The organism is Sporolactobacillus sp. STSJ-5 (genome assembly GCF_024385605.1).
Lineage (GTDB): Bacteria > Bacillota > Bacilli > Bacillales > Sporolactobacillaceae > Sporolactobacillus.
In genome coordinates this window covers 38,054-52,790 of the sequence record NZ_JANFOJ010000011.1, presented here as the reverse complement: position 1 = coordinate 52,790, position 14,737 = coordinate 38,054, and the positions used below count along the sequence as shown (strand labels likewise).

26 protein-coding genes are annotated in these 14,737 nt (G+C 42.7%); all 26 read left to right on the top strand.

From position 1 onward, the window contains the following. Positions 1-7: 7 nt before the first annotated feature. The 26 genes from NOM01_RS11220 to terL all read left to right on the top strand — a co-directional run bounded on the left by NOM01_RS11220 (position 8) and on the right by terL (position 14,522). Positions 8-622 carry a hypothetical protein gene (locus NOM01_RS11220; protein WP_255748588.1) on the top strand — a complete coding sequence of 205 codons (615 nt, stop codon included), beginning with the start codon at positions 8-10 and terminating at the stop codon, positions 620-622. After that, a complete protein-coding gene (locus NOM01_RS11215; protein ID WP_255748587.1) occupies positions 619-762 on the top strand; it encodes a hypothetical protein in 144 nt (47 codons plus the stop codon). The genes NOM01_RS11220 and NOM01_RS11215 overlap by 4 nt, the downstream gene beginning before the upstream one ends. Further along, the gene (locus tag NOM01_RS11210) at positions 750-896 is read left to right on the top strand and encodes a hypothetical protein (protein ID WP_255748586.1); all 147 of its coding nucleotides are present in this window, start codon (positions 750-752) and stop codon (positions 894-896) included. The genes NOM01_RS11215 and NOM01_RS11210 overlap by 13 nt, the downstream gene beginning before the upstream one ends. Further along, positions 889-1,050 carry a hypothetical protein gene (locus NOM01_RS11205; protein ID WP_255748585.1) on the top strand — a complete coding sequence of 54 codons (162 nt, stop codon included), beginning with the start codon at positions 889-891 and terminating at the stop codon, positions 1,048-1,050. The genes NOM01_RS11210 and NOM01_RS11205 overlap by 8 nt, the downstream gene beginning before the upstream one ends. A 14-nt stretch (positions 1,051-1,064) precedes the next feature. Then, positions 1,065-1,289 (top strand): hypothetical protein, encoded by a 225-nt coding sequence (locus NOM01_RS11200; RefSeq protein WP_255748584.1) that lies wholly within the window; start codon positions 1,065-1,067, stop codon positions 1,287-1,289. A 76-nt stretch (positions 1,290-1,365) separates the two neighbouring features. Further along, positions 1,366-3,354 carry an AAA family ATPase gene (locus NOM01_RS11195; RefSeq protein ID WP_255748583.1) on the top strand — a complete coding sequence of 663 codons (1,989 nt, stop codon included), beginning with the start codon at positions 1,366-1,368 and terminating at the stop codon, positions 3,352-3,354. Continuing rightward, on the top strand, positions 3,355-4,491 hold the full coding sequence (locus NOM01_RS11190) for a hypothetical protein (RefSeq protein ID WP_255748582.1): 1,137 nt from the start codon (positions 3,355-3,357) through the stop codon (positions 4,489-4,491). After that, positions 4,491-5,195, top strand: coding sequence for an MBL fold metallo-hydrolase (locus NOM01_RS11185; RefSeq protein ID WP_255748581.1), 705 nt, complete (start codon positions 4,491-4,493; stop codon positions 5,193-5,195). The genes NOM01_RS11190 and NOM01_RS11185 overlap by 1 nt, the downstream gene beginning before the upstream one ends. 13 nt (positions 5,196-5,208) lie before the next feature. Continuing rightward, positions 5,209-5,688, top strand: coding sequence for a single-stranded DNA-binding protein (gene ssb, locus NOM01_RS11180; protein ID WP_255748580.1), 480 nt, complete (start codon positions 5,209-5,211; stop codon positions 5,686-5,688). Positions 5,689-5,716: 28 nt separating this feature from the next. Then, on the top strand, positions 5,717-6,565 hold the full coding sequence (locus NOM01_RS11175) for a DnaD domain protein (protein ID WP_255748579.1): 849 nt from the start codon (positions 5,717-5,719) through the stop codon (positions 6,563-6,565). A gap of 13 nt (positions 6,566-6,578) precedes the next feature. Then, complete coding sequence (locus NOM01_RS11170; RefSeq protein ID WP_255748578.1) at positions 6,579-6,713, top strand: hypothetical protein; 135 nt, start codon at positions 6,579-6,581, stop codon at positions 6,711-6,713. Next, complete coding sequence (locus tag NOM01_RS11165; protein ID WP_255748577.1) at positions 6,700-6,927, top strand: DUF3850 domain-containing protein; 228 nt, start codon at positions 6,700-6,702, stop codon at positions 6,925-6,927. The genes NOM01_RS11170 and NOM01_RS11165 overlap by 14 nt, the downstream gene beginning before the upstream one ends. Before the next feature lie 13 nt (positions 6,928-6,940). Then, positions 6,941-7,282: a hypothetical protein gene (locus NOM01_RS11160; RefSeq protein WP_255748575.1), complete on the top strand. Its 342-nt coding sequence runs from the start codon at positions 6,941-6,943 to the stop codon at positions 7,280-7,282. Continuing rightward, the gene (locus NOM01_RS11155) at positions 7,282-7,803 is read left to right on the top strand and encodes a Holliday junction resolvase RecU (protein WP_255748574.1); all 522 of its coding nucleotides are present in this window, start codon (positions 7,282-7,284) and stop codon (positions 7,801-7,803) included. The genes NOM01_RS11160 and NOM01_RS11155 overlap by 1 nt, the downstream gene beginning before the upstream one ends. Continuing rightward, positions 7,800-7,979 (top strand): hypothetical protein, encoded by a 180-nt coding sequence (locus NOM01_RS11150; RefSeq protein ID WP_255748573.1) that lies wholly within the window; start codon positions 7,800-7,802, stop codon positions 7,977-7,979. The genes NOM01_RS11155 and NOM01_RS11150 overlap by 4 nt, the downstream gene beginning before the upstream one ends. A gap of 108 nt (positions 7,980-8,087) precedes the next feature. Next, positions 8,088-8,438: a hypothetical protein gene (locus NOM01_RS11145; RefSeq protein WP_255748572.1), complete on the top strand. Its 351-nt coding sequence runs from the start codon at positions 8,088-8,090 to the stop codon at positions 8,436-8,438. Positions 8,439-8,450: 12 nt separating this feature from the next. Next, positions 8,451-9,254 carry a DNA adenine methylase gene (locus NOM01_RS11140; RefSeq protein WP_255748571.1) on the top strand — a complete coding sequence of 268 codons (804 nt, stop codon included), beginning with the start codon at positions 8,451-8,453 and terminating at the stop codon, positions 9,252-9,254. Between the two features lie 325 nt (positions 9,255-9,579). Then, positions 9,580-9,780, top strand: a complete 201-nt coding sequence (locus NOM01_RS11135) for an XtrA/YqaO family protein (protein WP_255748570.1) — start codon at positions 9,580-9,582, stop codon at positions 9,778-9,780. Next, the gene (locus NOM01_RS11130; RefSeq protein WP_255748569.1) at positions 9,777-10,160 is read left to right on the top strand and encodes a hypothetical protein; all 384 of its coding nucleotides are present in this window, start codon (positions 9,777-9,779) and stop codon (positions 10,158-10,160) included. Before NOM01_RS11135 ends, NOM01_RS11130 begins: the two co-directional genes overlap by 4 nt. Positions 10,161-10,260: 100 nt before the next feature. Further along, positions 10,261-10,431: a hypothetical protein gene (locus NOM01_RS11125; RefSeq protein WP_255748568.1), complete on the top strand. Its 171-nt coding sequence runs from the start codon at positions 10,261-10,263 to the stop codon at positions 10,429-10,431. A gap of 1 nt (position 10,432) precedes the next feature. After that, positions 10,433-10,849, top strand: a complete 417-nt coding sequence (locus NOM01_RS11120) for a hypothetical protein (protein ID WP_255748567.1) — start codon at positions 10,433-10,435, stop codon at positions 10,847-10,849. Between the two features lie 181 nt (positions 10,850-11,030). Further along, complete coding sequence (locus NOM01_RS11115; protein ID WP_255748566.1) at positions 11,031-11,555, top strand: YfbU family protein; 525 nt, start codon at positions 11,031-11,033, stop codon at positions 11,553-11,555. Further along, positions 11,555-12,052, top strand: coding sequence for a hypothetical protein (locus tag NOM01_RS11110; protein ID WP_255748565.1), 498 nt, complete (start codon positions 11,555-11,557; stop codon positions 12,050-12,052). Before NOM01_RS11115 ends, NOM01_RS11110 begins: the two co-directional genes overlap by 1 nt. Before the next feature lie 102 nt (positions 12,053-12,154). Continuing rightward, entirely contained in the window at positions 12,155-12,478 is a 324-nt protein-coding gene (locus NOM01_RS11105) for a hypothetical protein (RefSeq protein WP_255748564.1), read from the top strand. 63 nt (positions 12,479-12,541) lie between these two features. Continuing rightward, on the top strand, positions 12,542-13,126 hold the full coding sequence (locus NOM01_RS11100; protein WP_255748563.1) for a DNA-packaging protein: 585 nt from the start codon (positions 12,542-12,544) through the stop codon (positions 13,124-13,126). Next, positions 13,113-14,522, top strand: a complete 1,410-nt coding sequence (gene terL / locus NOM01_RS11095; protein ID WP_255748646.1) for a phage terminase large subunit — start codon at positions 13,113-13,115, stop codon at positions 14,520-14,522. Before NOM01_RS11100 ends, terL begins: the two co-directional genes overlap by 14 nt. Positions 14,523-14,737 lie beyond the last annotated feature (215 nt).

Sequence of the window (14,737 nt, the reverse complement as noted above, 5' to 3'; positions counted from 1 at the left end):
GAACGTTGTGGCGAACATGAAACGGCCTGCTCTCGTGTTTCGGGCATCTTCTTTACGTGAGGTTCTTAAAGCAGCACGAGAATATTCTGTCAAGGAGAACATGCGAACGAAAACAGGTCTTGCAGAAGCAATTGGCACTCAGCGGTTTAGGATTGCAAGTGTCGAGGATGGACTAAGTAATATCAGCCTTGATGAAGCACTAACATGGTGTGATGCCTGTGAGGACAGACTTGCAAGACAAGCAGTATTGCACATCTTCGGAATATCAAGAATACCAACAGATCCGAGGTTGATCGAGAAGATTGAGCAGCAGCTAATCAACTACATCGATCAAGCCCAAAAAGGAATCAAGGCCGCTCAAGAATTGTTGATATTCAGCAAGGATATGAGACCAGGACAAGAACTTAGTGACCGACAGATAGCGGAAATTAAGGAAAAGGCGGGGCAAATCGATGATACATTCCAAGCTTCGGAATGCGTACTGATGTCGATCGAGATGAACTGGAACATACCTTGGGCGGACATACAGAATGCCTGGATGAATGAAGCGTTAGTTGACAAAGTGGCAGTGAGCTCGGTTGATCGGCTTATCAAGATCGAGCGTGAGAAGGTGTATGGATGATCGCACATGTTCTAAGAACCAGGGATGACATCATCGATGATCTGAAATACCGAATGGATCCGACTCAATTCAAAGCGTATTTGAACAGCTTGGAAAATCTGAGAAAAGAAAACGAGGTGGGAAATCCATGGAAGAAGTAATGGCGCGAATCACAATGCTTGAAAACATGAAAAACGTTGCTAGACGTAACGGATTTGTAAAAGCGGAACGCTGGGCAATGGCAGAACTTGCACAAATGAAAGTGATTTTGAAGCGTGGTGAACTGAATGGCTGATTGGTCGAATGATGCAGCGCTCGGATATATGCTGCTAGCTGCTGCAAAGGTTGGTTTGACTGAGGATCAAAAGAAGAAAATGCTCGGCGCTATGTATTTTGAGTTCGATTTCAAGACGGTGAAAGAAGCGGCTGAATATTATCGTAATCGCTAAAAGGGGGTGAGTACTTGGAGAAAAGCCATTTTGCAGAACTGGTTCTTTTTACAAAAAAACTTGCTGAACAAGATTTGAAAACGGCACAGGATTTATCCTATTTTAGTCAAACGGATGCGGAAAAAGGTTTCTACGCGGGAATGGCTCAAGCTAGTTCCAGTGAAGTTAACCGGATTGAAAGGCTTTATGAAGTTTGCTTGGCAAATGAAAAGAACGCCGGCCAGGGCGTTCTAGGGTAAGGCAATTTATGTTGATATTCATCCCCTTCATTTTAACAGGGGATGATCGGAAAAATCAAATGGAGGTGCACAACGAATGAAAGACATCAAACTCGATGAACTCGAAATCATTAATTTTAAAGGCGTACGCAACCTGTTCATTAAAGCGGATGGTAAAGACTTAAATGTCTTCGGCGAGAATGCTTCCGGTAAGACAACCATTTCTGATGGTTACAGCTGGCTCCTATTCGGAAAAGACAGCCGCGATCGTGCTGACTTTTCAATCAAGCCGTTGCTTAAAAGTGGTGAGCAGGTTCATCATCGCGATTCTTCGGTCAGTGGTGCATTTACTGTGAATGGAACTGCTTTGTCGCTGAAACGTGTTTTTCACGAAGTGTGGACGAGAAAAAAAGACTCTCCTAAGGAGACGTTTTCCGGCCATGAAACAAAGTATTACATCAACGGCGTACCCAGCCGAAAACGTGAATATGATCTGCAGGTGATAAACCTAGTCAATGGCGATGAAAAGCTTTTTAAGCTTCTTTCTTCACCTACCTATTTTAGTGAGACGCTGCCATGGAAAGAACGTCGTAGCACGGTGCTGAACATCTGCGGTAATGTCGCTGACAAAGATGTAATTGCAGCCAACCCAGAACTGGCCGAACTTCCAGAAATTCTTGGATCTCACTCAATTGAGGATTACCGGAAAATTGTCAAAGAGCAGCAAAAAAATATCAATCATCAGCTGAAATCTCTTCCTGATCGTATCGATGAAGCAAATCGAGCAAAGTCGGATGTTGGTGGACTGAGCGAAAGTGAGTTGGAAAAACAGGCTTCGGATATCCAAGAAAAGATCAATGAAGTTGATGACCGTATCGCTCAAATCCGTTCCGGTGGAGAAGTCACTGAACTAAAGAACAAAATTCTTAAAATCCGAGGCGAACAACAGGAATTTCGCAACGGTTATCAATCGGATTTACACAAAAAGATCGATGATCTTCGTATTGAATACTACGATCGGAAAGTAATAGTCGACAAGGGTAACCGGCGAATTAAAGAAATTGAGGAAGCCAATTTAAAAAAACAAAACGTGATTGCCAGATTGAAAGGCAAGGCCGAGGATCTTCGCCATGAGTGGGCCTCGGTAAACGCTGAACAGTTTAATTTTACTGGTGTGACCATTTGCCCAAAATGTGGACAAGATCTTCAGCCTGAAAAAGTTGAAGATGCACGGAAACACGCAGAACAACATTTTAACTTGAAAAAGGCACAGCGCTTGGAATCGATCCAAAACGAAGGCAAAGATACCATGGCCAAGGTCAGTGAACTTGAAAAAGAGATCAAGGTATCTAATGCCGAGGTTGAGGATACCAGGGCTGATCTATCGAAGAAAACAGCTGCTCTTAATGCGCTAAAAGCAGAGATTGATGAGCTCAATACTGGAACATCTTCTGTCATGGATGATCCTAAGTATCAAGAATTTGGGAACCAAATTGCCAAGATCAATAGAGAAATAAACGATATACGTGAGTCTACTGATTTTGTCATCATGAAAGCAAATGAGGAGAAAGCAAAGCTAAGAGCGCAGCAGGCTAATCTGGCAACAGTACTTGGACGATTTGAAACGAACCGGACGCAAGAGCAGCGAATTTTAGAACTTGAACAATTAGAGAAAGATCTTACCAAAAAGTTCGAACGTGCCGAATATATCCAACACCTGACTGATGTATTTACTGAAACAAAAGTAAATATGTTGGAGTCACGGATTAATGGCAAATTCAAGTTTGCGCGATTTAAACTGTTTGATCGCCAAGTAAACGGTAGCCTAGCTGATGTTTGCGAGATAACTTTTGAGGGCGTTCCGTACAGTGACTTAAATAATGCAGCGCGGATCAACGTCGGCCTAGATGCGATTGAAACCCTTTCCGAGTTTTACGGTATTCGGGTACCAATTTTTGTGGACAACCGTGAATCCGTGACAAACCTCGCGGAAACAGATGCCCAGGTCGTTAGCTTGATCGTGTCTGCTGAAGACAAGGAATTACGCATCGTTAACAGATCAGAGATCACGGAGGAGGTTATCTAAATGGCATTTTCAACAGCTTTAACAAAGATCAATGATACGTTCGCGCCAATGATTGAGAACCAGCTGACTGGCAGCGGAATCAAAATGGATACTTACTCAAAGCAGTGCGTACTATCAGCAATTGCAGCGATTAATAACGTTCTAGATTCAAAATTGATTAGTTGGAATGATGAGCAGCTTGATAAAAGCAATGTCACAGATACGTTGCTCCAGGTTGCGGCTCTTAAATTGAACGCTGCAGCGAGCCCACGTGAAGTGTACTTCCAGTTGAGAAACGTCGGATTTCAGGCCCAGGGAAGCAAAGATAAAGTATGGAAAAAGCAAATTGAAATGGGCATTGAAGGAGATGGGAATGATTCCATTCTTGCCCGATTCGGACGAGATGTGAAATCAGTCAAGCAGTTTTGGATGATCCGTGAAAACGATAAGTTCGAATACCCTTCTTACAACGGTTTGGAAATGACATCGCCAAAGTGGACACCGTCTGGGACAGGTAAGGTGATTCGGGTTGTTTATCCGATTATCAAGACTGACGACACAGTTGAATACTACATCGCTGAACGCGCGGATGTAGCTAGAAACCTAATTGCACATATTAGCAACAATCTGATGAATGAGACGTTTGGTATCGCTGAAAGCAGATACAAAGCGACAGCGGAGCAAAAGAAAGAAATAAGTAAAAAGAAAAAAGAGCTTTTAAAAAAGGCTTCAGATTTGGGTCTTGACGCTCTTGATGATCCGTCACTAAGTGACTATATCAGTCCGGCATGGAAAGATCCGCAAAGCCGGGAAACTATGATTATTCGCAAGATGCGAAACAACATCGTCAAAAAGATTCCAAAAGATTTCGGTAATGCGTTAATTCAAATGAGTTATGAAGAAACCGATGGTGAGACATCACGTGTCCGTAAAGAAATTGCCACGAATGCAAATCGCGAAACGATTGATGTTGAAGTGTCCGAAACCGGAAGTAATCAGGAGGAAGAACAACCGAATCATCGGGAAAAAGCTGAGCCGATTCATAAGAATGAACCTATCCAGGATAATCCCAAAGCAGAAGAACAAGAGACCAGGGTTGAAGATGATCCTGCAGGTGACTTTGAAAAGTCCGCAGCTGCTGGCGGTCCTGGGTTCTGATGATTGAAATCATGCCGCTTGCTTCGGGCTCATCTGGAAATGCCTACAAGATCACAGATGGTCACACGTTACTGTTACTGGAAGCAGGAATCAATTACAAGGGCATTCAAATTGGATTCGATTTTCACATGTCCCAAGTGGCCGGATGTCTTGTCACTCATGAACATGGTGATCATTCAAAAGCGATAAAAGATGTAATCAGGAAAGGAGCGATTGATGTTTATGCGAGTAAAGGTACGTTCTCCAAACTCGGCATTGCCGGGCATCGCGTGAAGCCTGTTGAGGCAAGGAAACAGTTCCAGTTAGGAACCTGGACGATCATGCCCTTCGATGTTCAGCATGACGTGAGCGAACCACTGGGCTACCTATTGGCCAATCAATCTGGAGAGAAGTTATTATTTGCAACCGACACTTACTACATAAGATACAAGTTTAATAACTTGTCACACATCATGGTCGAATGCAATTACAGCCTCGATATCCTAGATCAAAACATCCTGGATGGACGTATTCCTCAGGTTATGAGAAGGAGGCTGATCCGATCTCACTTTTCGTTGGATAATGTGAAAGATTTTTTAAAGGCAAATGATCTTTCACGAGTTCGAGAGATTTGGCTGCTCCATCTCTCTAACAATAACTCAGATGCAGCACGATTCAAGCGAGAAATTATGGAATTAACGGGGAAACCCGTTTATATCGCATGAAAGGAGCTCACTAATGATCAATCGTGTAGTTTTGGTCGGTAGATTGACCAAGGATCCGGAATTAAGATATACGCCGAATGGTGTTGCCGTGACGAGTTTTACGATTGCTGTTAATCGACCATTTAAGAAACAAGATGGTGAACAAGAAGCGGACTTCATTCCAGTCGTTGTCTGGAGAAAGCAAGCAGAAAACGCGGCGAACTTTCTGAGTAAAGGAAGCCTTGCGGGCGTAGATGGGCGGATCCAAACAAGAAACTACAAAGACAACAAGAAACGCATGGTTTATATCACTGAAGTTATTGCCGACAGTGTGCAGTTCTTAGAGCCCAAAGGCTCTCATTCTAGCAATCAGCCAGCAAGTGGTAACAACTATAGCGGTGGCAATCAAAGCACCGGCAGGAGCCAATCTCAGCAATCTGAACCAAGTTTTGAAGATCCGTTTGCCAATGATGGTACCCAAGTGAACATCTCAGATGATGATTTACCATTTTGATTCAAGAGTTATGTGAGGAGGTGGGTCCTTGAACTACATTCGATTGATTAATGCATTCTATGATCGGCTCGAAACAAGTCAGCTTAGCACATCAGCAATTGCTTTATGGCACGCATTGGCGAACGTAAACAATAAGGCTGGATGGCTTAGAGAATTTGGGGTAGCTGTATCGGTGTTGTGCATTAAGACGGGCCTCTCTGAGAGAACGATATCAAACGCACGTAATGATTTAAAAATGAAAGGTTTTATTGATTTTAGATCAAGGAAGGGAAGCAAGTCAGCTATCTATCAACTATATGATTTGTCGGCAATGGTTGCCTACAAAGTTTCCGAGAAATCATTGCTGTCGGCAATAGATGCCGACAATCTTTCCGACAATGTTTCCGACAACCTTTCCGACAAACCTTCCGACAATGTTTCCGCATTAGTTAGTTATGAAACGAAACAAAACGAAACAAAACAAACAACTGCAGTTAGTCGGCAGAATTGGTTCGATGAATATTATCAATGCTTTGGAAAACAACCCAACCCGATGCAGTGTAAAAATATCGTCGTGTACCTTGATCAAGATGGCCTAGAAGATGCTGTTATCTGTAAAGCTTTTCGTATGGCAGCAGAGGTTGGTAAAACCTATGGCTACGCTGTTGGTATTCTGAACAATTGGTCGAAAAAAGGCATTAAGAAATTGTCTGATGTTGAACGGGAGCAGAAAGAATTCCAAGCACAGCGACAGAGAAATCATCGTCCCAATGATCAGCAGCATAGGGAAATTGAACCTGAGTGGATGGACAAGCCACAGAAGGAACAACCTCAGGAAGATCCAGAAGTGGTACAGCAACGTGCACGAGAACTTGATGAATTCTTGAAATCAATCTGAGAGGAGCAGGGGAATGACAACTCTATTGATTTTGATATGTACACCAATCGTCTTTTCAGCTCTACTGACGCTGTTCGCATGGCGTAAGGGCTGCGAGATGGAAGAACGGCTACAGATGAAGGAGGCAGGGGTATATGGCAACTCATAAGATCAAGATCCTTCCTAAGTTTTTTCAAGCAGTTGGTGAAGGTAGAAAGCGATTCGAGGTTCGGGAAAACGATCGCGACTACCACGAAGGCGATACCGTAGTGCTACAGGAATTTGTAGTCGGAAAGTATACGGGATTTCAAATCACCAAGCAGGTTGGCTATGTGACAAACTTTGAGCAAAAGCCTGGTTACGTAGTGTTCAACTTGGTGTAAGGAGGTAATGGGGATGATCAAACCATTCATGATCGACGGTCACGAAATTGAAGGCGAGTTGCTCGAGAAAATGGAACAGAACGGGCTGACGAAAGCTAATGTTCAGCACCGGATCCACTATCAAAAGTGGACACCTGAGGAAGCGGTGAGTACCAAGCGGGGAGAAAAACGGCCGCCAAGAGCACCGAAGCCGAGGACGCCGCTTGTTAATCCGGCGAATGGACCAGTTAATACTTATTTTCTCTCGGAGACGGAGCTTGCAGAACTGCACAAGCGAGTTGGAAAGCCGGGGCAGTTAGTCAAGGTTTATAGCCAGAAAAAAGCGCCGATCGGCTTAAGAAGGGCGTGGGACTGATGACTACACACGCAAATCTAGGCATGCAGCTCGAACACGAGATCGAATCTAGCAATCTCGTTTATCAGCATAAAGGCATTGCAGTGATTCAGAAGATTGCAACACCTTTTAAGCCTATTCGAGATAAGCAAGGCAACTTTAGCAAACTGATCCCAGCGAAGAAGAGCACTGTGGACTTTATTGGCTGCTTGAATGGTCAGGGCATTGCCTTTGATGCGAAGGAGACCGTAGAGCGGACACGTTTCCCACTTGCTAATGTTCACGATCATCAAGTGAGATTCCTTGAACGGTATAGGAATTGCGGCGGACACGCATTCCTGCTTGTACGATTTGTGAAGCACAAAGAGACATACATTGTGCCTATCAAAGAGTTTGTTAAATGGCACGATGCGGTACCGAACGGCGGGCGAAAAAGCATTCCTTATGAATGGTTTCTGGAAAATTGTGAATCGGTATGGAGCAGGAACGGTATTATGTTGGATTACCTGCATCCGTTCCTGGTCGGGAGGGTGACGGCATGACAAAAGATCAATTGATTAAATGGCTACAGGAAGATGATACGTCAGGCGAGACGCCGGTGTATATGCCGACAAGCATTGAATGTGATGAATATACGGAGATTGAAGATACAGGGCATGACCGCGTGGGTACGCTGGAAAATCCGCAAATAATTATTGTGCTTTACCCTTGGGGGTGATCTCATGCGGCGAAAATGGATCTTACTTTTTCGGATGGAAGATCGGCATAAGGTTTGGAGATATGAACCACTGCAGCGGTACGATCTCAATGCGAGGATAAGAGACGGATGGAAGGAAGTAAGGGTAAAGTGAACGATCCGGACACGTTTAAAAATCCTTGTGCGATCTGTCATAAACGACCGGCAACAAGGTATTGCGATTATATTATCGGTTATTCGGATTTACAAATGTTTATTAGGGACTTCCAGCAGTTGCGCGCAAATAACGGTCCGGACTATGAAACCTGTGACGTTCCGATGTGCGACGAATGTGCAAAGAATATTGGACGTGAAATGGATTTCTGTCCATACCATTTTGAACTTTACCAGAAGGCAAAAGAGATACCGGAAGAGCTACGCAAAGCACAGGCGCGAGTAAAGATGCAGATCAATACAGAGTTGCTGCATGGAAGCGATTGAGAGGTGAGAACAATGTCCATACCGCGCATTCTGCACTATCCCGGCAGCAAGTGGAGCATGGCCAGCTGGATCATTAGCCACATGCCGGAACATAGCACATATTTAGAACCGTTCTTCGGGAGTGGCGCGGTGTTCTTTAACAAACAGCCATCTGATGTTGAGACGATCAATGACTTAGATGAGCAAGTTGTCAATCTGTTTCGAGAGATCCGGATTCACGCAGATGAATTGGCTAAATTAATTGCCTTCACTCCGCTAAGCCGTCAGGAGTATTACGAATCCTACGAGATGACAGGGGGGGTGGAAGGTGCCCGGCGTTTCCTTGTACGCTGTTGGCAAGCGATTGGAGCCAAGACAAGTGACCGAACTGGATGGCGTAGCCTGATTTCGTCAAATGGGCCTAAGACGGCACAAGAGTGGGACAGGCTGCCGGATAAGATTTTAAAGGTTGCTGGCAGATTGAAAAATGCACAAATTGAGCATCAGCCAGCTGTGAAGTTAATTGAGCGGTACCGGCGTCCAGACTGTCTAATCTATGCCGATCCACCGTACATCATTGAGACGCGAACCAAGCGGCATTATGCATGTGAAATGACGATAGACGATCATATCGAACTGCTTGAGTATTTAGGCAAGCATCCGGGACCGGTACTGTTGAGTGGTTATCATCATCCGCTGTATGACCAGCTGGTTGATGAAGGTTGGAAGATGGAAGAGTTTCAAGCAAACGCAGAAGCCGGGGCAAAACGTACAGAAGTCTTGTGGATCAATCCGGTGGCAGCGCGGACGGGATTTTATCAGGAATCGTTGTTCTGAAAATGGCTTGCTCAACTACCCCAAGGACTTTTCAACTGGGGGTTTTCCATACCTGCAGCATATAAGCTTGCACCGATTGCCCATATTGTTTCTGTTGCTGTCTTAAAGATTTCGTTTATCAACGGCAACACCTCCCAAAAGTTATTAATACTTAATTCTCTTAGAGCGATAAGGAGGAAGAAACTGCTGAGGTATTTCAGCATGGCGGTTCGAGCCACTTTATCCTTGGGAAAGTTCAACAAGCCATTAAGACCATTATAGCAAAAAAGCTCGGATCCCTCCGAGTCATACCGATACCTCATTTTACCATATCGGAGGGATTACCGTGAGATTAAAAGAAATGAAGATAGACCCTGCCACAATGCAGCTGAATGTTGATATAATAAACAAAAAGGAAGCATTTGCCATTGTGGTGTGTGACGGTAAGGCAAGAATGACCAAGCTGCCGGAACACGGGGAGACAATCATTGTGACGCACCAGGGCAAAGTTAAGCGTGTGAAGTGGGACGAGGGGGAGGAGTTTTGAACGTTTATGAATATCTAAATAAAAGTACCTCAATTACGCTTCTTGACACATTGTTAATCGCAATTGCCGCTTCAATTATGTCACCGATTATTGTCTTGATCGCCAAAAAAATATTTGGTATTTTTCATCTAGCGATATCAAAAATAATAGGTTGGATTAAATACAAGAAGAGATTGAAAAAAGGAAATCTAAATTATAGAGATCTGAAACGATTAGAAGAGAAAGAAGAAAAAGGAGAACTATCTAAAAAAGAACGAGAAGCGCTTGGTATGTATAAGCAAAAGATGCTAGAAGCTATGAAAGATTTAAATTTTGAAGTGCCTAAGATGCCTGAAATCCCTATCATGAGGAATAACTTCAAAAATCCATTTGATCCATAAATGGTTGAAAGTTCTACCAGTCAGCTGGAGGACGCGAAATAACGGTTAAACGCCGTTGTTTCTGCGTCCTCTTTTTATTTGCTCAAAAGGGGGCAATACCATGAATCGTTCCGAAAATAGCAGAAAAAGAACCAATTCAGAGGGTAATCGTTCACGAAAACAGGGGTATCGTTCCGAAAAGCTGTCGAGGCGGACGCTTGAGAATTTGATGGGTGTGGATCAGCCAATATTTGAGCGGCATAATCACGCCGTGCGCAGGAAGGGGCGGTAACGTGGCAAAAACAAAGTTACTTCCCCTTGAATTATACAATGACCTCTGCAAGGAGATTGACTGTCTGTATCTGCGAATTAATCAGCTAGAAACCGAACGCGACTATTATTGGCAAATGGGCACTCATCCAACCAAAGCCATGATGCCGCTTGATCGTGCGCTAGATGAAATGTATCGGGTGGATGATGTTCTTATTCCGCTTAACCGAATCATGAATGATAAAGAGCAAACGAAGCGGGATATTGAAAAGAAAATGAGTGAATTTAACGGCATCGAATATAAGGTTGCTTATCGCAGATTGCAAGGATATTCGCTGATTGAAATAGCTGATGAATTAGGATACAGCTACGACTGGATCAAACACGTAAACGCAAAAATTAGCAACGGACTGTTCAAAAAATATCAAGAGACTTCCTAACAACAACACCAAGACGACACTTCTAGTTGGATTTTTTATGTTATCCTTATATCGTAAATAAGTGCATGGCAGGCGTACCTTCGGTACTTAAATTAATAAAGAAAATGGCATCCGAGAGGGTGCTATGTTTTTTCCAATGCTTGGATTATTATATTAATACAAACGTTGGGGAGTGATTAATATGGAAATAAACCAGGTTCAAAGATATATGATAGTTAATCAATTAAAAATTCTTGAGAAATTATATCCTGAAGAAAAAGAATATTATCAAGTCGATAGAAAAGCTTTTGAAGAGGGATATCAACTTCATTATAAAGAGATATTGAATCAAACCGTTAGCGAAGATGAATTAACCCCGGAGCAATGTAGGGAAGTAATCGACATTTTAAATATGTATAGGTCAATTACTTTTTCACATATGAAACTTGACGAGGACGACAGAAAAGAAGTCAATGAACACGGTTCCATTAAATTTAAAGGATTTGATGGCAATGATGAATATGAAGTAAAATGTCTTTTATATACGCGGTATTTTATTGTAGACTTGGACAGATTCCAGGAACTAATAGAAGACAAAAAATATCCCGATTTTAATAGTCATTGGCCAATGATCGAGCGTTACAGAGAGATGCTCAGTATCTATAAGGGATATGATACAACAATCCTGACAAAAGAGATGATTATTAATCTTATAGGGCGCAGCTAATGATTTTCACGACGATTGTACAAATAATAACCGCACTTGTATCATTAATTGCTGCAATAATATCGCTGATTAACGCATCTAGAACTAAGAAGGATAAATCAGAAGTTGCACGAACTAAAGAGGCAATACTTGGTTATGTAAAAGAAAAGAAAAAGGTTGACGCGATTTCACAGCTTAAATCGAGTACTGACGTATTTCAAAAAAGTATGTCTATATTTATTACTAACCATGAATTAGCTGGATTAAATATTGATAATTCCATAAAAGAATTCGATGAATACATGTCGTTGTTAAAAGAAAATGACTGGATATTTGATGGAGAAAAAACAAATTTTGCTGATGATCTTTATTACAGGTTGCAAAAAATCTTTACTGAAGTCACTGAATCTAAACAAACTTGGGGAGATATGAAAAAGGCAGCACTCAATGTAAAAGCAGAAATAGAAACATTTAAATCAGTTCTAGAAAAGACATATCAAGATACCATCATAAAATGATTGTTTGGCACCCAACCGGGGTGCTTTTTATTTTGCAAAGTAGCAGGAACATTGTCCTATTTTGTGGAATAGATTGGTATTCTGCAGAATGGAGTTGAAGCTATGTCTTTATCCAAAAAAGAGGTTCAGCATATAATTGCTCATTATCTAAACGATCATGAAAAAACACAATTTGGATCTTTAATTGATAGTGTGAAAAAGGTGTTAGAAGACAAGGGTCAAATAGGTGAGATAACAGAACATAGGGGCAGCCTCTTAACAGTGACGCATTATGAAAACATATCAAACGAGGATGCTTTATTGATAAATGACGTGATTTATGATTTTCTTTATGAAAGGATAATCACGCCTGGAATTGATAGGAACAACTTAGAACTTCCGTTTCTCCATGTTTCTGACAAAGAAAAACTAAATAAATATCTGTAAATAATAGCGCACTCCTTCGGGGGTGTTTTTATTTTGCATAAAAGGAGATGGTGGCGATGCCGTATGAGTAAAGGGAAGTACGAGCGATGGATTACTGTTGAAGGATTAACGATGATTGGAGGTTGGGCACGCGAAGGTTGTACAGATGAACAAATTGCACATAATATTGGCATTTCTCGGTCGACTCTTAATGAGTGGAAAAAGAAGTTCCCGGACATATCGGACACCTTAAAAAAAGGCAAAGAGGTTGTTGACTACCAAGTTGAAAATGCGCTGCTCAAAAGGGCGCTTGGCTATACATTTACGGAGAAAAAATATGAGCTGGTGAAAATGTCTGATGAAGAATACTACGCCAAGAAGATGCAAATCGTAAACCGCTATAAGCTTGAACATCCGGAAGCGACTATGGAAGATATTCGAGTTGTAGAATTAGGTGTTTCTAAATATAAAAGTGTCGTGATGGAGGAAAGAGTGAAAGAAATTGCTCCGGACACCACGGCACAAATCTTCTGGCTGAAGAACCGCAAGCCTGCCAAGTGGCGCGATAAGCAGGAGATTGAGCACAGCGGCAGCATGAACAATAATGTGAATTTTTCAGGGTTGTCACTCGAGGAGTTGAGACGCCTTGCCAAAGATGCAATTGACTGATGGACAGCGAGAGGCACTCGCTTATTTGGCACGTAATGAATTATGCCGTCGTTCTTACCGTGATTATGTTGAGATTGTCCATCGTGGTCAGTATCAACATTTCCGGCATACAGAATTGATTTGTAAAGAGTTGCAACCAATAGCGGAGGGAAAACAACGATTCATTATTATCGAAATGCCTCCACGACACAGCAAGTCAATGACGGTCACAGAATCTTTTCCGTCTTATTTTATTGGGCGGAATCCGGAAAAGCGAGTGATTATCGCTTCATACTCAGATACACTTGCTCGAAAGTTTGGACGACGTAACCGGGATAAAATTAACGAATACGGCTCGTCATTCTTTGGTGTTCAGCTGTCACAAGATAATGCAGCAAGTAATAACTGGTCTTTAGAAGGACGCCGCGGCGGACTGCTGGCAACTGGTATCGGTGGTTCAATTACCGGTGAAGGTGCGGACGTGCTCATTATCGACGACCCATTTAAGAATGCTGAAGAATCAAAGTCAAAAACGATTCGTGATAAGGTCTGGGACGAGTGGGAAAGCACCCTATCAACACGTTTGCATAAAGGCGCATCCGTCATTGTCGTTATGACAAGGTGGAATGAGGATGATATTGTCGGCAGGCTGTTGACTACAAGCCCGCATGACTGGGTGCGGTTGAGGCTTCCAGCAATTGCAGAGGATGCTGATGACTTATTGGAACGTGAACCCGGTGAAGCCCTTTGCCCAGAGCTTGGATTTGATGAGGAATGGGCGAAGAACAAGAAGATTGAAGTGGGATCACGAACGTGGGCGGCTCTTTTTCAACAGAGACCGTCTCCGGAAAGTGGCGATATTTTTAATCGTAAATGGTGGAAATATTACAAAGAACTTCCGGGACGCTTTGATGAAGTCGTTCAATCTTGGGATTGCACATTCAAGGACAACAAAGAAAGCGATTATGTGGTTGGGCAAGTCTGGGGACGGCTGAAGGCTGATAAGTATTTGATTGATCAAGTGCGTGACCGGATGAACTTTCCGACGACCGTGCAAGCCATACGAAACATGACAGCAAAACATCCGGAAGCGAACGCTAAATATATTGAGGATAAAGCGAACGGATCCGCCGTAATTCAAATATTGTCCAACGACATACCGGGGATTATTCCGGTAACGCCAGACGGTGGCAAGGTTGCCCGTGCATCAGCGGTCAGTCCAGATATCGAAGCGGGCAATGTTTACCTTCCTGATCCGTCCATTGCTCCATGGGTCAGTGATCTCGTTGAGGAAGCAACAGCATTCCCGAATGGCGCACACGATGACCAAGTGGACAGTATGACACAAGCCATTAATCAGATGCACAAACCAAAAGAATACGCGCACATTCTGCCGCCAAGTCTAGACGGCTTTTAAACATAAGAAAAATATCTCCGAAATAAGTAATAAGTTTACTTTGGAGGTATTTTTATGAGATTGTCACTCGGAACAAAGATCGCAATGTTAGAAAAGTCAATCGTAGCAATTCAGGCTCCATTTCTGTTGCTTGCATTATTTTTTGGAGTACTTAAGTTTAAGAGATATTATATATTTGGGCATTTGATTAAACACTACTCTAAACATTACATTGA